The 21856-nt window shown below is 54.2% G+C and carries 17 protein-coding genes and 1 pseudogene; 8 read left to right on the top strand and 10 right to left on the bottom strand.

Annotation, left to right across the window (positions count from 1 at the left end; all coding sequences use genetic code 11):
* Positions 1 to 506 precede the first annotated feature (506 nt).
* From gltB to OOJ59_RS12350, 5 genes and pseudogenes are all read left to right on the top strand, one after another.
* Positions 507 to 4967 (top strand): glutamate synthase large subunit, encoded by a 4461-nt coding sequence (gene gltB, locus OOJ59_RS12370; protein ID WP_137347345.1) that lies wholly within the window; start codon positions 507 to 509, stop codon positions 4965 to 4967.
* A gap of 12 nt (positions 4968 to 4979) precedes the next feature.
* The gene (locus OOJ59_RS12365) at positions 4980 to 6398 is read left to right on the top strand and encodes a glutamate synthase small subunit (protein WP_038634296.1); all 1419 of its coding nucleotides are present in this window, start codon (positions 4980 to 4982) and stop codon (positions 6396 to 6398) included.
* Between the two features lie 82 nt (positions 6399 to 6480).
* Positions 6481 to 6567 (top strand): annotated as a pseudogene (locus OOJ59_RS12360) (hypothetical protein); the annotation flags it as partial.
* A gap of 116 nt (positions 6568 to 6683) precedes the next feature.
* On the top strand, positions 6684 to 7937 hold the full coding sequence (gene codB, locus OOJ59_RS12355; protein ID WP_085048636.1) for a cytosine permease: 1254 nt from the start codon (positions 6684 to 6686) through the stop codon (positions 7935 to 7937).
* Entirely contained in the window at positions 7924 to 9204 is a 1281-nt protein-coding gene (locus tag OOJ59_RS12350) for a cytosine deaminase (protein ID WP_160955902.1), read from the top strand. The genes codB and OOJ59_RS12350 overlap by 14 nt, the downstream gene beginning before the upstream one ends.
* Before the next feature lie 60 nt (positions 9205 to 9264).
* Here the strand turns inward: OOJ59_RS12350 and nanQ are convergent, their stop codons facing one another.
* From nanQ to nanR, 5 genes are all read right to left on the bottom strand, one after another.
* A complete protein-coding gene (nanQ, locus tag OOJ59_RS12345) occupies positions 9265 to 9732 on the bottom strand; it encodes an N-acetylneuraminate anomerase (RefSeq protein ID WP_038642896.1) in 468 nt (155 codons plus the stop codon).
* A gap of 2 nt (positions 9733 to 9734) precedes the next feature.
* Complete coding sequence (gene nanK / locus OOJ59_RS12340) at positions 9735 to 10604, bottom strand: N-acetylmannosamine kinase (RefSeq protein WP_087856902.1); 870 nt, start codon at positions 10602 to 10604, stop codon at positions 9735 to 9737.
* 106 nt (positions 10605 to 10710) lie between these two features.
* Positions 10711 to 12201: a sialic acid transporter NanT gene (gene nanT / locus OOJ59_RS12335; RefSeq protein WP_038634306.1), complete on the bottom strand. Its 1491-nt coding sequence runs from the start codon at positions 12199 to 12201 to the stop codon at positions 10711 to 10713.
* A gap of 109 nt (positions 12202 to 12310) precedes the next feature.
* The gene (gene nanA, locus OOJ59_RS12330; protein WP_160955903.1) at positions 12311 to 13204 is read right to left on the bottom strand and encodes an N-acetylneuraminate lyase; all 894 of its coding nucleotides are present in this window, start codon (positions 13202 to 13204) and stop codon (positions 12311 to 12313) included.
* A 259-nt stretch (positions 13205 to 13463) separates the two neighbouring features.
* Entirely contained in the window at positions 13464 to 14255 is a 792-nt protein-coding gene (gene nanR / locus OOJ59_RS12325; protein ID WP_038634311.1) for a transcriptional regulator NanR, read from the bottom strand.
* Positions 14256 to 14614: 359 nt separating this feature from the next.
* Here nanR and dcuC point away from each other — a divergent pair, with 359 nt between their 5' ends.
* The gene (gene dcuC / locus OOJ59_RS12320; RefSeq protein ID WP_069324410.1) at positions 14615 to 15982 is read left to right on the top strand and encodes an anaerobic C4-dicarboxylate transporter DcuC; all 1368 of its coding nucleotides are present in this window, start codon (positions 14615 to 14617) and stop codon (positions 15980 to 15982) included.
* 55 nt (positions 15983 to 16037) lie between these two features.
* On the opposite strand, the gene sspB is transcribed toward dcuC, so the two are convergent.
* The 5 genes from sspB to zapE form a co-directional block, all read right to left on the bottom strand.
* Positions 16038 to 16541, bottom strand: a complete 504-nt coding sequence (sspB, locus tag OOJ59_RS12315; RefSeq protein WP_038634317.1) for a ClpXP protease specificity-enhancing factor — start codon at positions 16539 to 16541, stop codon at positions 16038 to 16040.
* 5 nt (positions 16542 to 16546) lie between these two features.
* A complete protein-coding gene (gene sspA, locus OOJ59_RS12310; protein ID WP_003025132.1) occupies positions 16547 to 17185 on the bottom strand; it encodes a stringent starvation protein SspA in 639 nt (212 codons plus the stop codon).
* 316 nt (positions 17186 to 17501) lie between these two features.
* Positions 17502 to 17894 carry a 30S ribosomal protein S9 gene (gene rpsI / locus OOJ59_RS12305; RefSeq protein ID WP_000829815.1) on the bottom strand — a complete coding sequence of 131 codons (393 nt, stop codon included), beginning with the start codon at positions 17892 to 17894 and terminating at the stop codon, positions 17502 to 17504.
* Positions 17895 to 17909: 15 nt separating this feature from the next.
* Entirely contained in the window at positions 17910 to 18338 is a 429-nt protein-coding gene (rplM, locus tag OOJ59_RS12300; protein ID WP_003025141.1) for a 50S ribosomal protein L13, read from the bottom strand.
* Between the two features lie 215 nt (positions 18339 to 18553).
* Positions 18554 to 19681, bottom strand: a complete 1128-nt coding sequence (gene zapE / locus OOJ59_RS12295; protein WP_160955904.1) for a cell division protein ZapE — start codon at positions 19679 to 19681, stop codon at positions 18554 to 18556.
* Between the two features lie 192 nt (positions 19682 to 19873).
* Here zapE and zapG point away from each other — a divergent pair, with 192 nt between their 5' ends.
* Together zapG and degQ are read left to right on the top strand one after the other, a co-directional pair.
* The gene (zapG, locus tag OOJ59_RS12290) at positions 19874 to 20272 is read left to right on the top strand and encodes a Z-ring associated protein ZapG (protein WP_003025147.1); all 399 of its coding nucleotides are present in this window, start codon (positions 19874 to 19876) and stop codon (positions 20270 to 20272) included.
* A gap of 168 nt (positions 20273 to 20440) precedes the next feature.
* The gene (degQ, locus tag OOJ59_RS12285; RefSeq protein WP_038634331.1) at positions 20441 to 21808 is read left to right on the top strand and encodes a serine endoprotease DegQ; all 1368 of its coding nucleotides are present in this window, start codon (positions 20441 to 20443) and stop codon (positions 21806 to 21808) included.
* Positions 21809 to 21856: the final 48 nt, after the last annotated feature.

Raw genomic sequence — 21856 nt, 5'->3', positions numbered from 1 at the left:
ATCTTCTTATACTCTTTGCATAAAAACAGTATCTTTAAGACGCCAAAACTTTAAAAACCAGCATAAAATGCCAAACATCTTGATAAACAAAGGCAGGACGAGGGTTATACAGCCGTTCTGACAGTGAGACAGATCACACTTCCCTGACCGTTCCCCCTACGTTAAACCTATGTAAAAAACCCTTTTATTTCAGCAATTTCATAAAGTTAATTGCCCTATAGCACATTTTTGCATAAATAAGATTGCCATTTGACCTGTGTGTGGATTCCCGATAACGTGGAAATCCGCTGGAAGCTTTCTGGATGAGCAGCCTGCTCATCATATTTATGCAGTAATTGAGATTCCCTCTGAAGCAAGTCCTCAAACTTGTTTGACCTGTGCGAAAAGGATAAAGAGGGCGAATGCGAGGTAAGCGTATGCACGCAAACCCCGTCGCCATGCTCTTGGTGTGCCCGTGCGCAACGGTTTAGATGGGAATCCCGCAGAGCCTGGGGAGGTTCACTCATATGTTGTACGATAAATCTCTTGAGAGGGATAACTGTGGTTTCGGCCTGATCGCCCACATAGAAGGCGAACCTAGCCACAAGGTAGTGCGTACCGCCATACACGCACTGGCCCGCATGCAGCACCGTGGCGCAATTCTTGCCGATGGAAAAACCGGCGATGGTTGCGGTCTGCTGTTACAAAAACCGGATCGCTTTTTCCGCATCGTGGCGCAAGAGCGCGGCTGGCGTTTAGCCAAAAACTACGCCGTCGGCATGATCTTTTTAAATAAAGACGCTGAACTGGCGGCAGCCTCTCGTCGCATAGTCGAAGAAGAATTACAGCAGGAGACCCTGTCGATTGTCGGCTGGCGCGACGTGCCGACCAACGAAGGTGTTCTCGGTGAAATCGCTCTATCCTCCCTGCCTCGTATTGAGCAAATTTTCGTTAACGCCCCTGCGGGTTGGCGCCCACGTGATATGGAACGCCGCCTGTTCATCGCCCGCCGTCGTATTGAAAAACGCCTCCTGCAAGATAAAGACTTCTACGTCTGTAGCCTGTCGAATCTGGTGAACATTTATAAAGGTCTGTGTATGCCGGCGGATCTGCCGCGCTTTTACCTGGACCTCGCGGACCTGCGTCTGGAATCGGCCATCTGCCTGTTCCACCAGCGCTTCTCCACCAACACCGTGCCGCGCTGGCCGCTGGCGCAGCCGTTCCGCTACCTGGCGCACAATGGCGAAATCAACACCATCACAGGTAACCGCCAGTGGGCGCGCGCCCGTACCTATAAATTCCAGACGCCACTGATCCCTGACCTGCATGACGCGGCGCCGTTCGTCAACGAAACCGGCTCCGACTCCAGCTCCATGGATAACATGCTGGAGCTGCTGCTGGCGGGCGGGATGGACATCATCCGCGCCATGCGCTTACTGGTGCCGCCGGCCTGGCAGAACAACCCGGATATGGATCCGGAGCTGCGCGCGTTCTTTGACTTCAACTCTATGCACATGGAACCGTGGGACGGCCCGGCGGGCATCGTCATGTCCGATGGTCGCTTTGCCGCCTGTAACCTCGATCGTAACGGCCTGCGCCCGGCGCGCTACGTCATCACCAAAGACAAGCTGATTACCTGCGCCTCTGAAGTCGGGATCTGGGATTATCAGCCGGATGAAGTGGTGGAAAAAGGCCGCGTCGGCCCTGGCGAGCTGATGGTTATCGACACCCGCAGCGGCCGCATTCTGCACTCAGCGGAAACCGATAATGACCTGAAAAGCCGCCACCCCTACAAAGAGTGGATGGAGAAAAACGTTCGCCGCCTGGTGCCGTTCGAAGAGCTGGCTGACGATCAGGTCGGCAGCCGCGAGCTGGACGATGATACCCTCGCCAGCTACCAGAAACAGTTTAACTACAGCGCCGAAGAGCTGGATTCCGTCATTCGCGTGCTCGGTGAAAACGGCCAGGAAGCGGTCGGCTCAATGGGTGACGATACCCCGTTTGCCGTGCTGTCCAGCCAGCCGCGCATCATTTATGACTACTTCCGTCAGCAGTTCGCGCAGGTGACTAACCCGCCGATCGACCCGCTGCGTGAAGCGCACGTTATGTCGCTGGCCACCAGCATCGGTCGCGAAATGAACGTCTTCTGCGAAGCCGAAGGTCAGGCACACCGTCTGAGCTTTAAATCACCGATCCTGCTGTACTCCGATTTCACCCAGCTCACCACCATGAAAGAGGAGCATTATCGCGCTGACCGGCTGGATATCACCTTTGATGTGACCGAAACCACGCTTGAAGAGACCGTCAAAGCCCTGTGCGATAAGGCGGAACAGATGGTACGTAATGGCACGGTACTGCTGGTGCTCTCTGACCGTAACATCGCGAAAAACCGCTTGCCGGTTCCGGCACCGATGGCCGTGGGCGCAGTGCAAACGCGTCTGGTAGAACAAAGCCTGCGTTGCGACGCCAACATCATCGTCGAAACGGCGAGCGCGCGTGACCCGCACCACTTCGCGGTGCTGCTCGGCTTCGGTGCGACGGCCATTTATCCGTATCTGGCCTATGAAACGCTGGGGCGTCTGATCGACACTCAGGCGATTGCCAAAGATTACCGGACCGTGATGCTGAACTACCGTAACGGCATCAACAAAGGTCTGTACAAGATCATGTCCAAAATGGGCATCTCAACCATCGCCTCTTACCGCTGCTCGAAGCTGTTTGAAGCCGTTGGTCTGCACGATGATGTCGTGGCGCTGTGCTTCCAGGGCGTAGTCAGCCGCATCAGCGGCGCAGCTTTTACCGACTTCCAGCAGGATCTGCTAAACCTCTCGAAACATGCCTGGCTGGCGCGGAAACCGATTAGCCAGGGCGGTTTGCTGAAGTACGTCCACGGCGGCGAATACCACGCTTACAACCCGGACGTGGTACGCACGCTGCAACAGGCTGTACAAAGCGGCGAATACAGCGACTATCAGGAATATGCCAAGCTGGTCAATGAGCGTCCGGCGGCCACGCTGCGCGATCTGCTGGCGATTACGCCTGGCGATGAAGCCGTGAGCATTGACGAGGTAGAGCCCGCGAGCGAATTATTTAAACGCTTTGATACCGCAGCCATGTCTATCGGCGCATTAAGCCCGGAAGCACATGAGGCGCTGGCGGAAGCGATGAACAGCATCGGCGGTAACTCTAACTCCGGCGAAGGCGGCGAAGATCCTGCGCGTTATGGCACCAACAAGGTATCGCGTATTAAGCAGGTGGCTTCCGGTCGCTTTGGCGTAACCCCGGCGTACCTGGTCAACGCCGACGTCATTCAGATTAAAGTCGCTCAGGGCGCGAAGCCGGGCGAAGGCGGTCAGTTGCCGGGTGATAAAGTTACCCCGTACATCGCCAAACTGCGCTATTCGGTGCCGGGGGTGACGCTGATCTCCCCGCCGCCGCACCACGATATCTACTCTATCGAGGACTTAGCGCAGCTGATTTTCGACCTTAAACAGGTTAACCCGAAAGCGATGATCTCGGTGAAGCTGGTGTCCGAACCGGGTGTCGGCACCATCGCCACCGGCGTGGCGAAGGCCTATGCGGATCTGATCACCATCGCCGGCTACGACGGCGGCACCGGCGCAAGCCCGCTCTCCTCTGTGAAATATGCGGGCTGCCCATGGGAGCTGGGTCTGGTGGAAACCCAGCAGGCGTTGGTCGCCAACGGTCTGCGTCATAAGATTCGTCTGCAGGTCGATGGCGGTCTGAAAACCGGCGTGGATATCATTAAAGCGGCGATTCTTGGCGCGGAAAGCTTTGGTTTCGGCACCGGCCCAATGGTCGCGCTGGGCTGTAAATACCTGCGTATTTGCCATCTGAATAACTGCGCAACCGGCGTGGCAACTCAGGACGACAAACTGCGTAAGAACCACTATCACGGTCTGCCGTTCAAAGTGACCAACTACTTTGAATTTATCGCCCGCGAAGTACGCGAGCTGATGGCCGAGCTGGGCGTGAAACGTCTGGTGGATCTGATTGGTCGTACCGACCTGCTCAAAGAGCTGGAAGGGTTTACCGCCAAACAGCAGAAGCTGGAGCTGTCGCGTCTGCTGGAAACCGCCGAGCCGCATCCTGGTAAGGCGTTATTCTGCACCGAGAACAACCCGCCGTTTGATAACGGCGTGCTGAACGCACAGCTACTGCAACAGGCAAAACCGTATGTCGACGAGCGCCAGAGCAAAACCTTCTGGTTCGATATCCGCAACACCGACCGTTCCGTCGGCGCGTCGCTGTCTGGCTATATTGCCCAAACCCACGGCGATCAGGGCCTGGCATCTGACCCAATTAAAGCGCACTTCAACGGTACTGCAGGCCAGAGCTTTGGCGTGTGGAACGCGGGCGGCGTGGAGCTGTATCTGACCGGCGATGCCAACGACTATGTCGGCAAAGGTATGGCGGGCGGCCTTATCGCGATTCGTCCGCCAATAGGTTCCGCATTTCTCAGTCATAAAGCGAGCATCATCGGTAATACCTGCCTGTACGGCGCCACCGGCGGTCGTCTGTTTGCGGCAGGTCGTGCGGGCGAGCGCTTTGCGGTGCGTAACTCCGGCGCAATCACCGTGGTGGAAGGTATCGGCGACAACGGCTGCGAATACATGACCGGCGGCATCGTCTGTATTCTCGGCAAAACGGGCGTTAACTTCGGGGCAGGCATGACGGGCGGATTCGCCTACGTACTGGATGAAGATGGCGATTTCCGCAAGCGCGTGAACCCGGAACTGGTGGAAGTGCTGGACGTTGATTCTCTTGCCATTCACGAAGAACACCTGCGCGGTCTGATTACCGAGCACGTACAACATACCGGCTCTTCACGCGGCGAAGAGATCCTGGCTAACTGGCCAGCATTCTCAGCGAAATTCGCGCTGGTAAAACCAAAATCCAGTGATGTGAAAGCACTGTTGGGTCACCGTAGTCGTAGCGCAGCAGAGCTGCGTGTGCAGGCGCAGTAAGGGGTAGCAGCAATGAGTCAGAACGTATACCAATTTATCGACCTGCAGCGCGTTGATCCGCCTAAGAAACCGCTGAAGATCCGTAAGATCGAGTTTATCGAGATCTACGAGCCTTTTTCTGAAGGCCAGGCGAAAGCGCAGGCGGATCGCTGCCTGTCCTGCGGCAACCCGTACTGCGAGTGGAAGTGCCCGGTGCATAACTACATCCCAAACTGGCTGAAGCTGGCCAACGAGGGGCGTATTTTTGAAGCGGCTGAGCTGTCACACCAGACCAACACCCTGCCGGAAGTTTGCGGCCGCGTCTGCCCGCAGGATCGTCTGTGTGAAGGATCCTGTACCCTGAATGACGAGTTCGGCGCGGTGACCATCGGTAACATCGAGCGCTATATCAACGATAAAGCGTTCGAAATGGGCTGGCGCCCGGATATGACCGGTGTGCGCCAGACGGACAAACGCGTGGCGATTATCGGTGCGGGGCCGGCGGGCCTGGCCTGCGCTGATGTGCTAACCCGCAACGGCGTGAAGGCAGTGGTGTTTGATCGTCATCCGGAGATCGGTGGTCTGCTGACCTTCGGCATCCCGGCTTTCAAGCTGGAGAAAGAGGTCATGACCCGCCGCCGTGAAATCTTCACCGGCATGGGTATTGAGTTCAAACTCAACGTGGAAGTGGGCCGTGACGTCCAGCTCGACGACCTGCTGAAGGATTACGACGCGGTATTCCTTGGCGTAGGTACTTATCAGTCGATGCGCGGCGGACTGGAGAACGAAGACGCTTCCGGCGTATTCGACGCCCTGCCATTCCTGATCGCTAATACCAAACAGTTGATGGGCTTTGGCGAAAGCAGCGACGAGCCGTACATCAGCATGGAAGGCAAACGCGTCGTCGTTCTCGGCGGTGGCGATACGGCAATGGACTGCGTGCGCACCTCGGTTCGCCAGAACGCAGCACACGTAATCTGCGCCTATCGCCGCGACGAAGAGAACATGCCAGGTTCCAAGCGCGAAGTGAAAAACGCGCGTGAAGAAGGCGTGGAATTCCAGTTCAACGTCCAGCCGTTAGGCGTGGAAGTGAATGCCAACGGTAAAGTATGCGGCGTGAAAATGGCACGTACCGAAATGGGCGAACCGGATGCGAAGGGTCGTCGCCGCGCGGAGATCGTCGCCGGTTCCGAGCACGTTGTACCGGCGGATGCGGTGGTACTGGCGTTTGGTTTCCGTCCGCACAGTATGGAATGGCTGGCAAAACACAGCGTCGAACTGGATTCTCAGGGCCGGATTATCGCTCCGGAACGCAGTGATATCGCCTTTCAGACCAGCAACCCGAAAATCTTCGCCGGTGGCGATATCGTGCGCGGTTCTGATCTGGTGGTCACCGCGATTGCCGAAGGTCGTAAAGCGGCTGACGGGATTCTGAATTATCTGGAAGTGTAACTCTTCGGGCTCCCCTGCCACAGCCTGACGCTGATGGATGGGGAGCTAATATTTTTCCGCTTACATGGTCAGCTTACTGGTATTACTCACAGACGAACTTATTCGTTCGCAAACCATGCTGGAAACTCAACTCGCACGCGGTGGTTCACTGACGACGGAGAAAAATTAGCGAAACCATTAACCCCATGAATAATCATCAAGAAAACATCACACGAAAACGTTTGCTTTATTCTGAGAACTGTATATTATGCGGCGGATTTTTTGGGCAAAATTCATGGAGGCGTTGTGTCGCAGGACAACAATTATAGCCAGGGCCCCGTCCCTCTGGCGGCGCGGAAAGGCGTGATACCACTAACGTTTGTTATGTTGGGGCTCACATTTTTTTCCGCCAGTATGTGGACCGGTGGCACACTCGGTACCGGTCTTTCTTATAATGATTTCTTCCTCGCAGTTCTCTTCGGTAATCTTCTCCTCGGTATTTACACTGCATTTCTCGGTTTCATCGGCGCAAAAACCGGACTCTCCACCCACCTCCTTGCTCGTTACTCATTTGGCGTGAAAGGTTCCTGGCTTCCTTCACTGCTATTAGGCGGCACCCAGGTCGGCTGGTTTGGCGTGGGTGTAGCCATGTTTGCCATCCCGGTTGGCAAAGCGACGGGGATTGACGTCAATATCCTGATTGCGGTTTCCGGTCTGCTGATGACGATGACTATCTTTTTTGGCATCTCGGCCCTGACCATTTTATCTATCATCGCCGTGCCCGCCATCGTCATTCTTGGCAGCTACTCCGTCTGGCTTGCGGTGAGCGATGTCGGCGGTTTAGACCATTTAAAAGCGATTGCGCCGCAAACGCCGCTTAATTTCTCCACCGCTCTGGCGCTGGTGGTAGGCTCGTTTGTCAGCGCCGGGACGTTAACTGCTGACTTCGTTCGCTTTGGCCGCAATGCCAAAGGCGCGGTGCTGATTGCCATGGTCGCTTTTTTCCTTGGCAACTCGTTGATGTTTATCTTCGGTGCGGCGGGCGCTGCTGCAGTCGGACAAGCAGATATTTCTGACGTGATGATAGCCCAGGGCCTGCTGCTGCCAGCAATTGTGGTGCTCGGCCTGAATATCTGGACCACTAATGACAATGCGCTGTACGCATCGGGTCTGGGATTTGCCAATATTACCGGCCTTTCCAGCCGTACGCTGTCGGTGGCTAACGGCATTATCGGCACACTGTGCGCGCTGTGGCTTTACAATAACTTTGTTGGCTGGCTAACATTTCTGTCGGCAGCGATTCCGCCGATTGGCGGGGTGATTATCGCCGACTATCTGCTGAACCATCGCCGATATGCCGATTTCAGCAAAGCACGATTTATGACCGTCAACTGGATAGCCATTTTGTCCGTTGCGCTGGGCATCGCCGCCGGTCACTATATTCCCGGTATTGTGCCAGTCAACGCTGTACTCGGCGGCGTATTCAGCTATATCCTGCTGAATCCACTTTTCAATCGCAGCCTTGCTAAATCACCAGAGGTCAGCCATGCAGAACAATAACATCACCATCCGTCAGGCGCGTTTACAGGGACGCGAAGGATTATGGCAGCTCACGATTGAAAACGGGCGCTTCAGCCGGATTGAGCCTCAGGACGCAGCTGCGTTACCACAAGGCGAAGTGCTTGATGCCGAGGGTGGTCTGGCAATCCCACCGTTCGTTGAGCCACATATCCATCTGGATACCACGCAAACCGCGGGTGAGCCGAGCTGGAACCAGTCTGGTACGCTGTTTGAGGGTATCGAACGCTGGGCCGAGCGTAAGGCAATGCTGACTCACGAAGACGTAAAAGCGCGCGCGATGCAAACCCTGAAATGGCAGATGGCTAATGGCATCCAGTATGTCCGTACCCACGTTGACGTTTCCGATCCTACGCTAACGGCTTTGAAAGCCATGCTGGAAGTGAAGCAAGAGGTCGCGCCGTGGGTAGAGCTGCAAATTGTCGCATTCCCGCAAGAAGGTATTCTGTCTTATCCCAACGGTGAAGCGCTGTTAGAGGAAGCCGTGCGTTTGGGGGCCGATGTCATCGGCGCGATTCCCCACTTTGAATTTACGCGTGAATATGGCGTGGAGTCGCTGCACAAAATCTTCGCCCTGGCGCAAAAATACGATCGACTTATCGATGTGCACTGCGACGAAATTGACGATGAGCAATCACGCTTTGTTGAAACCGTCGCGGCGCTGGCGCATCGCTACAATATGGGCGAGCGCGTGACTGCCAGTCATACCACGGCAATGCACTCCTATAACGGCGCATATGCTTCCCGTCTTTTCCGCCTGTTGAAAATGTCCGGTATTAACTTTGTCGCCAATCCACTGGTGAATATTCACCTGCAAGGACGCTTTGACACTTATCCTAAACGCCGCGGCGTCACGCGCGTCAAAGAGATGCTGGAAGCGGAGATCAACGTCTGCTTCGGTCATGATGACGTCTTCGATCCGTGGTATCCATTAGGCACGGCAAATATGTTACAGGTGCTGCATATGGGGTTACACGTGTGCCAGCTGATGGGATACGGACAGATAAATGATGGACTGAATCTGATCACTACCCACAGCGCGAAAACCCTGCACCTGCAAGACTATGGCCTGAGCGTGGGGAACACCGCGAATCTGGTGATTTTACCGGCTGAAAATGGATTTGACGCGGTTCGTCGCCAGACGCCTGCGCGGTATTCTATTCGTCATGGGCGAGTCATTGCCGAGACAGTCCCCAGCCAAACCACGCTGCACTTGACGCAGCCGGAAGCAGTGACGTTTAAGCGCTAAATTGTTATATCCCGTGTCGGATGGCGCCAACCTTGTCATCCGACACCGTCTCTCTCATCGTCAGGCGTGTAATAAGCTGGCGCGCACCTTAATCACGACTTTTTTGATTTCCCCTGGGTCCCCCACTGCACAACCCGGTTTATGCGGTTCACCCGGCATAAAAATTGCGAATCTTCCCGGCTTTAAGGTGAGCGCCTGCTCATCGGCAATGTGATTGCACAGTTGATAATCGTCCTCAGCATGTATCTCTTCGCACTGGCGAGCAGAATCGGTCATCCCGAACAGAATGCGTTCTTCACCGGACAATAGCACCTGAATATCAATGTACTGCTGATGCAGCTCCGCTTTTTTTTGCTCTGGGCTCTGCGTGACGAACTGCATGACGTTCATAAAAATATTATCGCCCTGCAGCTCATAGCATCCTGGTACTTTCTCCTGCGGCCTTGCCGCAACGGCCAGCGTTAGCGCTTCCTGCAATACCGGATGTAATCCGGAAGAAGGCAGTGAACGCAGCTCATCGGTCATCATCATTATTCTCCCCGGGCCAACAGCGCAGCCCCCAATAATCCAGCGTCATGACGGTAATGCGCTGCCAGTAATTCCACGTGATAGGCCGCTGGCTCTTGTGCCAGATAATGTTCCACCAGCGCCAGATACCCTTCAGCCAGCCCAACGCTGCCGCCAATGACCATGCACTGGCAATCGGTCATGGCCTTCACATCAGCGACAAGCCTTGCCAATGTTCGCGCTGAGCGATGGATCAACTGGCTTGCCTGCTCATCACCCTGCCCGGCACGGCTAAAAATAGTTTTGGCGTCGCATCCGGCAAGCGCGCCTTCAGCAGCCGCCGCGATCCCACGACCAGATGCGATCGCTTCAACGCAGCCCACACGCCCGCAGCCACACACGGGTCCATGCGGATCGGCCAGCGTATGTCCCAGATGCCCGGCCAGACCGCCGACTCCGGTCAACAGTTTCCCAGCACTCACTACCCCGCCGCCCACGCCGGTGGAAACAGTAATAAACACCATATCGCGATACTCGCCGCCAAGCGCATGATACTCAGCCCACGCCGCGGCCTGCGCATCATTGACCGCCAGCGTCGGCAAACCGGTGAGATCTTTTAGCGTTTGCCGCAGCGGAAAATGCAGCAACCCGCCGAGGTTATGCGGATTCAGCGCCAGCAAAGAACCCTCACGGATAATCCCCGTCGAGGCGATCGCCACCCGCTTCGCCTGCTCTTGCAGTGGCGCAATCAGTGCCTGTAACGCGGCGCGCAGCGCATCCGGCGTTTTGCTGGCAGGCGTTGGCAATTCACGCCGTTCGCGGATTTGCAGACTGCTGTCCACCAGCGCGGCAGCCAGTTTGGTGCCGCCAATATCAATCGCCAGCGTAGTCATGACGCTGCCTTCTGCATCGCGGTGATAAGCTTTTTATCCCACTGCTCAAATAACGACATCGTTCTTCCATTTCGCTAGTTGCCCGGTTTAGCGCCGGGCGACCCGATTAACTTTTGGATTTCACCATGGTGCTTTTGTCACCGCCGAACGGCACGGCCCCGCTAAATGGCCGACCATCGATGGCATCATGCGTGCGTAACGCTTCAGGGCGCAGCCAGCGCTGTACGCGGGACGGCATATCGAGACCAATCAGCAGGATCACCACAAATGTCAGGCCGAAGGAGAGCGATCCCAGCGCAGTACCCAGATCCAGACGTTGTGCAATCAGCGCGCCGATGATCGGCGCCAGTGCCCCGCCCAGCGCCCCAACGTTGTAGGTGAAGCCCAGACCCGCAGCACGCTGGTCGGTATCGAAATAGCCGCCAATTAATTTCGGTAAGATCCCGGAGATCCCCTGACCGAGCATTTGCTGGAAAAACAGCAGCAAACCGAGTACCCAGACGTTAGAACCACCGATCGCAAACACCGGAATAATCAGCAACTGCGAGGCAAGAAGACTGCAGACATAGGCTTTACGGGTACCCAGCCAGTCGCCAAGAAACCCACCGACGCAGCAACCGACCGCCGCGCCAAAGCCGCTAAAGAAGAGCACTCTGGCAACCGTTGAGGGGTCATACATGAGTTCGGTTTTCAGATACGTGGGCAGCAGCGCCTGAATCGGCCACGAGTAAAGGAAAGCGAACAGCACGACGACCATCAGCATGACGCCCGTGGGCCAACGCTTACCGCTGCTTTGCACCATAAAGCTAATGAAGATAAATGCGCATATCAGTCCGAGAATCGCCACGATAGCCGCATTTTGCAGATTGCCCGCAAAGCAGAACCACAACGCGGTTGCGGCGGCGAGAGTCATCAGAATATTGATAACCCGATGTTCGCCCCGGTAGAGAATGTCCACCATCGTCCGCACCGGCGCTTTGCCTTCGTGTTTCTCTTTCCAGTCTTCCGCTTCCGGAATATTTTTACGCAGCCAGAGGGCGAAGATAATCGGCAGAATGCCGATAAAAAACAGCGCGCGCCATCCCCAGACCGGGACCACCAGGCTGTAAACCTGGGCGGCGACCACGGCACCAACGGAGAAGCCGGAGATCAGGAAACCACTGGCTTTGTTACGCAGGTGTTTAGGCCAGCTTTCAATGACATAGGTGGCGCTGGAGCCATACTCGCCGGCCATCCCCATCCCAATAACCAGGCGGGCGATAAACATGGTGGTGTAACCCGGCGCGAAGCCGCAAGCCAGCGTCCCTACAGAGAACAGTATGATGCTGGTAACCATCGCCAGGCGGCGTCCGTAACGGTCGCCCATGGCTCCCAACATTAACCCGCCAAACCAGCGGGAGATAAAGGCGGCTGAGATCAAACTGGCAGCCTGCACCGTCGTCAGACCGAATTCGCCTTGTACTTCCGTCAGCACAAGGGCGATTAACACAAAATCAAAACCATCAAGTAAATATCCCAGCCAGGCGGCGGAAAATGCCCGCCATTGCGCCCGATTGAGATGGCGATACCACGGGATGCTCTGGGTAGAAGTACTCATTTTACTCTCCCGACGATTTTTGTTGTTGTGCCGGATAGCGGCTTTGCCTTATCCGGCCTACGGTCGAAAATCCAGGCCGGGCGAGCGAAGCGTCCCCGGCGACCCGCGATTACGCCTTTTCCGCCAGCAGTTGGTTAGCCAGCGCTTTCAGTTCCGGCAGATAGTGTTCATCTACCGGGGCAAACGGCTTACGACACAGCGGAACAGAAACCACGTCCATATAGTGCAGTACCGTTTTCAGGCCACGGAACACGCCAACCTTAATGAGCAGATCGATAACCTTATTGCACTCAGTTTGCAGCTTTTGTGCCGTCCGGATATCGCCTTCTTTGAGCGCTTTCACAATTCCCTGATAACGCCATCCCATGATGTTGTAAGTGCTACCGATACCGCCATCTGCGCCCGCCAGCAAACCAGAAGCGAAAATCTCGTCATAACCGTTATAAAGCACCAGATCGGGATGAGCGCGGCGGATCTGTTCCATCTGATAGAGATCGCCGGAAGTTTGCTTCAGCGCGCCAACGCCAGGTAGCGTCACCAGCGTGTTGATCTGATCCAGCGTCAGTTTTACGCCGCTCAGCGCCGGGATGTTATAGACCACCATCGGCAATCCATTCGCTGAATCAATAATTGCGCGGTAATGATCGCAGTGCTCTTCGAAGCTGAACGGATAGTAAAACGGCGTGACGGCTGAAACCGCATCAAAGCCGTAGCGATACGCGGCGCTCGCCAGCTGCTGGCTCTCTTCGGTGCTCACCGTGCCAACGTGGGCGATAAGCGTCACCTTGCCTTTCGCTTCTTCGGCAACAATTTCCAGCACCTGCTCTCTTTCAACGCGATTTTGGACAAAGGCCTCGCCCGTAGAGCCACCGACATAGAGCCCATCAATACCCTGGCCAATGTTGAAACGCACCAGCCGGCGCAGGCTCTCAACATCCAGCCGCTGTTGGTTATCGAATGGGGTTAACAACGCTGGCATTACGCCTTTTAGATCTCTTGCCATAACTACCTCTGTCGATGATTAGTGTTATCTGACTGCATACCTTTATACCTGTTATACCAGATCAAATAAGCAGCAATACAATACAGAACGCTTATAGTGCGATCTGCTTCACTAAACTCTTCATCCTTCGAGCCGTCTCTGCGTTGGCTGCGTTCGCTCCCCCCGGTCACATAGTTATCTATGCTCCAGGGGAATCGCTCTCTTGCCGCCTTGATGCAACTTGAATGATTTTGAGTTTAAACGATCGTCAGGATCGCGATCACTTACGCAATTTTTTATTTTTGCTGAAGGCGTGCCAGGTTGCGGAAACGCTGTTGAGGTGTTCTTGCAGTGCGCGGTCAGCTTCTTCAGGATCGCGCTGGCGAATTGCGTCGACAATGGCGATATGCTGCTGATAACTCACGTTGTTGTGCTCATACAACTCTTGATCGGCAACGGTCGGGCGGGCAGCAATCAGCCAGTCTAACAGCGCAACATGGATCGCCATAAAGATGGGGTTGCCCGGGATCTCCGCCAGCACGCGGTGAAAATCAACGTCCGAGCGAATGAATAGCGTATTGTCATCCAGCGACTGGCTGTTGATCTCCAGTGCTTTCGCCAGTCTGTCGATTTGCTCGTCAGTAGCATGTTCTGCGGCATATCGTACCAGGCTGGATTCAAAGAACAGGCGCAGCTGCTCGAAGTGGGCTATGCCGCCGGGATGCGCGAGGAAATCTTTGGCCATACCGGAGAGCTCGCTGATAATGGTATCAGCCGAAGGACGCGAAACGCGGGCGCGCTCGCCGTTGTTGATTTGTACCAGGCCTTTGCGTTTTAACGCTGCCAGCGCTTCTCGTACAGAAGGACGGCCCACGTTAAAGAAGGCCATCAGCTCCCGCTCAGACGGCAGTTGTTCCCCCTCGCCAAATTCCCGACGACGGATCATCTGCTCCAGTTCTTCTTCAACCATCTCAGACAGTTTTTTACGCGCCAGCGGGCGATTGCGTAAGCTACGGCCAATGGTGGATGGAGAGTCTTCAGCTTGCGAATCAAATGCGTTCATAGGGTCCATTCAGCTAAGTCGTGGTGACAAACAACAGCGGGTTTATCCTAACACAGGATCGAAAGCAGGGTGAAATGATGGTCATCCAGACAGTCTGGCTTATGAATAATATATTTAATATTAATATTATATTTCGCTTAAACATGCTGATTATCTTTAATTAAACAAGACCATATCAGCTTCGTGAAATTTATGAATATGAACGTGATAATTTATCATAACCAACTATTTTATAACGAAAAATAAATTAACCATTGCATTAAAAATAAGATATCCACTCCATAAAAAGTGCCCAGAAAAATATAACATCCATTTTGACAACAGCATTATTACCGGATTTATCATCTTCCCTGGCATGGAGTGAAACAATGTTCGGCATTATTATCTCTGTCATCGTTTTATTAACGATGGGTTACTTGATCCTCAAAAACTACAAACCCCAGGTCGTGCTGGCCGCAGCCGGGATCTTCCTGATGATCTGCGGCGTCTGGCTGGGTTACGGCATGCTGGTCGCTGACGATAAAAGTAGCGGCTATCTCCTGGTCGATATTTACAACGAAATTCTGCGTATGCTCTCAAATCGGGCGGCAGGGCTGGGGTTATCCATCATGGCGGTGGGCGGTTATGCCCGTTATATGGACAGGATGGGGGCCAGCAGAGCGATGGTTAGCCTGTTAAGCCGACCGCTGAAGCTAATCCGTTCCCCCTATGTCGTGCTGGCCGCCACCTATGTGATTGGTCAGATCATGGCGCAGTTCATTACCAGCGCTTCCGGGTTAGGCATGCTGCTGATGGTGACGCTTTTCCCAACGCTGGTCAGTCTTGGCGTGAGTCGATTATCCGCGGTTGCGGTCATTGCTACCTCGATGTCGATTGAATGGGGCATTCTGGAAACCAACTCTATTTTTGCTGCGCAGGTCGCGGGCATGAAAATCGCCACCTACTTCTTCCATTATCAGCTCCCCGTCGCCTCATGCGTTATTGTCGCTGTCGCCATTGCGCATTTTTTCGTACAGCGCCGATTCGATAAAAAAACGTTACCGGAAAACAACGGGTTCGCTGAGCAAAAGACGCTGGAAGATGTGCCCCCGCTGTATTACGCCATTTTACCGGTGATGCCGCTGATCCTGATGCTGGGTTCACTGTTGCTGGCACATATGGGATTAATGCAGGCAGAGCTGAATCTGGTGGTGGTGATGCTCATGAGCATGACGCTGACCATGTTTGTCGAATTCCTGCATAAACATAATCTGCGCGAAACAATGGATGATGTGCAGGCTTTTTTTGACGGCATGGGGACGCAGTTTGCCAACGTTGTCACACTGGTGGTCGCCGGTGAGATCTTTGCCAAAGGGTTGACGACTATCGGCACAGTGGACGCCGTGATTAAAGGCGCGGAACACTCCGGCCTTGGCGGCATCGGCGTGATGATCATCATGGCCGTGGTCATCGCCGCCTGCGCGATCGTCATGGGATCAGGCAACGCACCGTTTATGTCTTTTGCCAGCCTGATCCCGGATATTGCCGCCGGGCTGCATATTCCGGCAGTGGTGATGATTATGCCGATGCATTTTGCCACTACGCTGGCGCGCGCGGTATCACCCATTACCGCGGTGATTGTCGTAACTTCAGGGATTGCCGGCGTGTCGCCCTTTGAGGTGGTAAAGCGCACCGCTATTCCGATGGCAGTAGGATTTGTGGTGAATATGATAGTCACCATCGCGCTGTTTTATTGATTGCGGAGCCAGAAAACAGAACAGGCCCGAAAGGGCCTGTTTTTTATTTCACTATTTACTTCACTACGCGTAGCGCTGGGCGCCCGCCGCGAGGCGGCGGCGGAGTGTCATCCGGATCGTTGTCGTCGCTGTTGTCAGGCTTATCGCCATCAATGACCGACATAACCGTTTCACTCTCAAAACCAGACGCTTCGTTGTCGTCATCATTTAAGCTGGCGACATCTTCGTCGTAGGCGGCTTCCGGTTCAAACATCGTACCGGCGCCGTTTTCACGAGCATAAATAGCCAGAACCGCAGCCAGCGGGACGGAAACCTGACGCGGCACACCACCGAAGCGCGCGTTAAAGCGTACTTCGTCGTTTGCCAGTTCCAGGTTCCCCACCGCGCGCGGTGCAATATTCAGAACTATTTGCCCGTCACGTGCGTATTCCATCGGAACCTGCACGTCCTGGAGCGTCACATCCACCACCAGATGCGGCGTGAGCTGGTTGTCTAACAACCACTCATAGAATGCGCGCAGCAGATACGGACGGCGTGGTGTTAGCTGTGGCAAATCCATACAGGTTAACCCCGGCCCAGACGCATTTCACGTTCAGGCTCAGTCAGAGAAGCCAGGAAAGAATCACGTTCAAAGACGCGAGTCATATAACCTTTCAGTTCTTTCGAACCGGCACCGTTGAATTCAATACCCAACTGCGGTAAACGCCACAGCAGCGGCGCCAGGTAGCAGTCTACCAGGCTGAACTCATCGCTCAGGAAGTAAGGTTTCTGACCGAATACTGGCGCAATTGCCAGCAGCTCTTCGCGCAGGCGCTTACGCGCGACCTCGGCTTCAGAAGCGGAACCGTTCACGATGACGTTCATCAGCGTGTACCAGTCTTTTTCGATACGCTGCATGTACAGGCGGCTTTCACCACGCGCAACCGGGTAAACCGGCATCAGCGGCGGATGCGGGAAGCGCTCATCCAGGTATTCCATAATGATGCGAGATTCCCACAGGGTCAGCTCACGATCCACCAGTGTCGGTACGCTCTGATTCGGGTTGAGGTCGATCAGATCCTGAGGTGGATTGTCCTTCTCCACGTGCTCAATCTCGAAACTAACACCTTTTTCAGCCAGCACGATGCGGACCTGATGGCTATAGATGTCAGTAGGACCAGAAAACAGCGTCATTACCGAACGTTTGTTGGCAGCGACAGCCATGAAAACCTCCAGGTATATTCAGAATTTTTACTGCTACCAGCCACTCAGTGACCAGCCAGAAGTGATGTCACCCAGACTCAGGAAAGCCATTACTGTTTAAAATACAAACAAAAAATGAGCGATACCTGACATTTGGGCAGAAAATTGGATGATAGTTTACCAGATTTTGTGACCTTTGTGGTGAGTCGATTCTTGAAATGGGAAAAAAGAGGTGGCAATCAGCGGATTACCGTGGTTCAAGGGAGAGAAATAGTGATAAAAAAACCCGCCGAAGCGGGTTTTTTCGCAAATTGTTGTCTGCCAAAGCAGAAAGCAATTAACGTTTGGAGAACTGCGGACGACGACGTGCTTTACGCAGACCGACTTTCTTACGTTCAACCTGACGAGCATCACGGGTAACGAAGCCAGCTTTACGCAGTTCGCCACGCAGGGATTCGTCGTACTCCATCAGAGCGCGGGTGATACCGTGACGGATCGCACCAGCCTGACCAGAGATACCACCACCTTTAACAGTGATGTACAGATCCAGTTTCTCAACCATGTCGACCAGTTCCAGCGGCTGACGAACTACCATGCGGGCAGTTTCACGACCGAAGTACTGTTCCAGAGAACGTTGGTTGATTACGATTTTACCGTTGCCCGGTTTGATGAAAACGCGAGCTGCGGAACTTTTGCGGCGACCAGTGCCGTAGTATTGATTTTCAGCCATTGCCTATAATCCCGATTAGATGTCAAGAACTTGCGGTTGCTGTGCCGCGTGGTTGTGCTCGTTGCCAGCGTAAACTTTCAGTTTACGGAACATAGCACGACCCAGAGGGCCTTTTGGCAGCATGCCTTTAACCGCGATTTCAAGCACACGCTCAGGACGACGAGCGATCATCTCTTCAAAGGTCGCTTGCTTGATACCACCGATGTGGCCGGTGTGGTGATAGTACACTTTGTCAGTACGCTTGTTGCCAGTTACAGCAACTTTGTCAGCGTTCAGAACGATGATGTAATCACCGGTATCTACGTGCGGAGTGTATTCCGCTTTGTGCTTACCGCGCAGGCGCAGAGCCAGTTCGGAAGCCAGACGACCCAGAGTCTTACCGGTCGCGTCAACAACATACCAGTCGCGTTTTACGGTTTCTGGTTTAGCTGTAAAAGTTTTCATTAAAAGCTTACCCAAATAAATAAGTTACACGTAGGTGTTCACCCAAACGTTTTAGTCAGTTGAGGTTCACACGACAAAGTCCGGCAAACCTACCCCTTCGAATAGCCTATGCCGGCGAGAAAGTTTTGGGAAAAAACTCTCTTGTAACGTGGGGTCGCAAGATTATAGAGAAGTCAGGGTCAAAGATCGACCCCTTTATGTGATTTGCGGCAGGTTTAACCGGCTAAATGTTCCCGCTTCAGGTACTCCTCGCTTTGCATCTCCTGCAAACGCGACAAACAACGCTGAAATTCAAACTTCAGACGCTCGCCCTGGTAGATCTCATATAAGGGAGATGCCGCACTCACCACCAGCTTGACGTGGCGTTCGTAGAACTCATCCACCAGCGCGATAAAGCGCCGCGCTTCGCTTTCCATCAGCATCGTCATGACCGGCACATCAAACAACAGCACCGTGTGAAACAGACGCGACAGCGCAATATAGTCATGCTGACTGCGGGCATCGACGCAGAGCGTGGTGAATGACACAGCCAGCGTTTGGTTTTCGACGGCCAGCGTCTGCAACGGACGATGGTTAATCTCCAGCGTCGGCGCATGTTCACCTTTGGTTCCCGCTAATGCCAGCCACAGCTTATCCATCTGCTGGCGGGTTTCATCATTCAGTGGCGACAACCACAAATGCGCCTGCGTTAAGGTGCGCAGACGATAATCGACGCCGGCATCGACATTCATGATGTCACAATGCTGCTTGATGGCATCAATGGCAGGAAGAAAACGCGTGCGTTGCAAACCGTTACGATACAGTTCGTCAGGCGGAATATTCGAGGTCGCCACCAGCGTGATGCCTCGGGCAAACAGCGCCTTCATTAAGCCGCCAAGCAGCATGGCGTCGGTGATATCAGAAACAAAAAATTCGTCAAAGCACAGCACGTCCGTTTCGGCCTTAAAGCGGTCGGCAATGATTTCCAGCGGATCGCTATGCCCCTGCAGGGCGGTAAGCTCTTCATGGACGCGCAGCATAAAACGGTGAAAGTGCAAACGCTGTTTACGCCCCCCCGGCAGACTATGGTAGAACAGATCCATCAGCCAGGTCTTTCCACGTCCGACTCCGCCCCACATATACAAACCACGCACCGGCGGGTTGGTCGGCGACTCACGCTTGCCCAGCAATTTGCCAAACCGCGCCATCAGACCACTCTCCTGCGGCGCAGGTCGAGCTGGCGTCGTTAGCGCCTGGAAAATGGTTTCCAGTCGATTCACGGCTTCTTGTTGTACGCTGTCGGGCTGATGAGTGCCCTCTTTAAGGGCTTGCTGGTAACGCGATGTCGGGGAAAGGCTTTGCATGATGTTATTGTTATTCCTTGAGAATCGATGTGCCGTCGCTCACGGTTGACGAAAAAAAGGCCGTTCTACATTACGTGATATAAACACGGGATTCCACTTCTACGGGATTAGCGGTTATAGTGGCATAATCAGGCGCAGGCATGGAGCCTAAAGCCAACACCCTACGGAAACACAAGACAACGGGAGATGTTCATGACCTGGGAATATGCGCTAATTGGGTTAGTCGTCGGTATCATTATTGGTGCTGTAGCCATGCGTTTTGGTAATCGTAAATTACGCCAACAGCAGGCATTGCAGTACGAACTGGAAAAAAATAAAGCTGAGCTGGAAGAGTACCGCGAAGAGCTGGTGAGCCACTTTGCCCGCAGCGCTGAATTGCTGGATAACATGGCGGACGATTATCGTCAGATCTACCAGCATATGGCGAAAAGCTCGAGCAACCTGCTGCCAGGTATGTCGCCGGAAAACAACCCGTTCCGTAATCGTCTGGCAGAGTCCGAAGCTGGCAACGATCAGGCGCCGGTTCAGATGCCGCGTGACTATTCTGAAGGGGCCTCCGGCCTGCTGCGTAGTGGCGCAAAGCGCGACTAAACGCACATCATTAAGAAATTTATTGGGCGCAGTAATTGCGCCCTCCGCTTCTCTTCCCGTCCCAGCTATTATTTAGTCGTTAGCCTCATTGTGACCAAACCGAAAATTCAATAACATCAAACTGTTTTGAATCATCTTCCGTTTACTCAAGGTACGAGAGCAGGATCCATGAAAAAACAAACCCAGCTGTTGAGTGCATTAGCGTTAAGTGTCGGGTTAACTCTCTCGGCGCCATTCCCGGCCGTTGCGTCGATTCCCGGCCAGGTTCCCGGTCAGGCTGCGCTTCCCAGCCTCGCCCCGATGCTGGAAAAAGTGTTGCCTGCCGTGGTGAGCGTTAGGGTCGAAGGCACCGCAGTCCAAGGACAGAAAGTCCCGGAAGAGTTTAAAAAGTTTTTTGGTGATGAGCTTCCCGACCAACCTTCACAACCTTTTGAAGGGCTGGGCTCAGGGGTCATTATTGATGCCGCAAAAGGCTACGTCCTGACCAATAACCACGTCATTAATCAGGCGCAAAAAATCAGCGTTCAGCTTAACGATGGCCGAGAGTTCGAGGCGAAGCTGATCGGCAGTGACGATCAGAGCGATATCGCCCTGCTGCAAATTCAACACCCCAGTAACCTGACGCAAATCGCCATTGCCGACTCCGACAAACTCCGCGTGGGTGATTTCGCGGTAGCCGTGGGTAACCCGTTCGGTCTCGGGCAAACCGCCACATCCGGTATTGTATCGGCGTTAGGTCGCAGCGGTCTGAACCTGGAGGGTCTGGAAAACTTTATTCAGACCGACGCCTCTATCAACCGGGGAAACTCCGGCGGTGCGTTACTTAACCTCAACGGTGAGTTGATTGGCATTAACACCGCGATTCTGGCGCCCGGCGGCGGCAGCATCGGCATTGGTTTTGCGATTCCGAGCAACATGGCGCGCACGCTGGCGCAACAGTTGATGCAGTTTGGCGAAATCAAACGCGGTCTGTTAGGGATTAAAGGTACCGAAATGACCGCCGACATCGCCAAAGCGTTCAATCTGAATGTGCAACGCGGCGCGTTTGTCAGCGAGGTTCTGCCTAACTCAGGTTCTGCCAAGGCGGGGGTGAAATCCGGTGACGTCATTACCAGTCTCAACGATAAACCACTCAGCAGCTTTGCCGAACTGCGTTCACGCATTGCGACAACTGAACCAGGAACCAAGGTCAAACTGGGGCTACTGCGTAACGGTAAACCGCTGGAGGTTGAAGTCACCCTCGATACCAGCACGTCATCGTCCGCCAGCGCAGAAATGATCGCCCCTGCGTTGCAAGGCGCTACGCTCAGCGATGGTCAGTTAAAAGATGGCACCAAAGGCATCAAAATTGATAACGTTGAAAAAAGTAGCCCAGCCGCGCAGGCCGGTCTGCATAAAGATGACGTTATCATTGGCGTTAACCGCGATCGCGTAAACTCGATTGCCGAAATGCGTAAGGTGCTGGAAACGAAGCCGTCGATCATTGCTCTACAAGTGGTTCGTGGTAACGAGAGTATTTACCTGCTCCTGCGTTAACGCATTAAACCGGACATCCCCTCCCCGTGTGATGTCCGGTAAACTCGT

Origin of the sequence: Citrobacter sp. W9 (assembly GCF_026719375.1) — a bacterium.
GTDB classification, from domain to species: Bacteria; Pseudomonadota; Gammaproteobacteria; order Enterobacterales; family Enterobacteriaceae; genus Citrobacter; species Citrobacter werkmanii.
This window is presented reverse-complemented; position numbering and strand designations above follow the sequence as displayed.

Excerpts from the sequence above, each read along its gene's own strand:
- nanK (WP_087856902.1), bottom strand. The coding sequence starts at position 10,604 with ATGACTACGCTGGCGATTGATATTGGCGGCACCAAACTGGCTGCCGCG.
- zapE (WP_160955904.1), bottom strand. The coding sequence starts at position 19,681 with ATGCAAAGCCTTTCCCCGACATCGCGTTACCAGCAAGCCCTTAAAGAG.
- OOJ59_RS12365 (WP_038634296.1), top strand. The coding sequence starts at position 4,980 with ATGAGTCAGAACGTATACCAATTTATCGACCTGCAGCGCGTTGATCCG.
- nanA (WP_160955903.1), bottom strand. The coding sequence starts at position 13,204 with ATGGCAAGAGATCTAAAAGGCGTAATGCCAGCGTTGTTAACCCCATTC.
- rplM (WP_003025141.1), bottom strand. The coding sequence starts at position 18,338 with ATGAAAACTTTTACAGCTAAACCAGAAACCGTAAAACGCGACTGGTAT.
- nanQ (WP_038642896.1), bottom strand. The coding sequence starts at position 9,732 with ATGATGACCGATGAGCTGCGTTCACTGCCTTCTTCCGGATTACATCCG.
- OOJ59_RS12350 (WP_160955902.1), top strand. The coding sequence starts at position 7,924 with ATGCAGAACAATAACATCACCATCCGTCAGGCGCGTTTACAGGGACGC.
- gltB (WP_137347345.1), top strand. The coding sequence starts at position 507 with ATGTTGTACGATAAATCTCTTGAGAGGGATAACTGTGGTTTCGGCCTG.
- zapG (WP_003025147.1), top strand. The coding sequence starts at position 19,874 with ATGACCTGGGAATATGCGCTAATTGGGTTAGTCGTCGGTATCATTATT.
- sspA (WP_003025132.1), bottom strand. The coding sequence starts at position 17,185 with ATGGCTGTCGCTGCCAACAAACGTTCGGTAATGACGCTGTTTTCTGGT.
- rpsI (WP_000829815.1), bottom strand. The coding sequence starts at position 17,894 with ATGGCTGAAAATCAATACTACGGCACTGGTCGCCGCAAAAGTTCCGCA.
- dcuC (WP_069324410.1), top strand. The coding sequence starts at position 14,615 with ATGTTCGGCATTATTATCTCTGTCATCGTTTTATTAACGATGGGTTAC.
- nanR (WP_038634311.1), bottom strand. The coding sequence starts at position 14,255 with ATGGACCCTATGAACGCATTTGATTCGCAAGCTGAAGACTCTCCATCC.
- sspB (WP_038634317.1), bottom strand. The coding sequence starts at position 16,541 with ATGGATTTGCCACAGCTAACACCACGCCGTCCGTATCTGCTGCGCGCA.
- nanT (WP_038634306.1), bottom strand. The coding sequence starts at position 12,201 with ATGAGTACTTCTACCCAGAGCATCCCGTGGTATCGCCATCTCAATCGG.
- degQ (WP_038634331.1), top strand. The coding sequence starts at position 20,441 with ATGAAAAAACAAACCCAGCTGTTGAGTGCATTAGCGTTAAGTGTCGGG.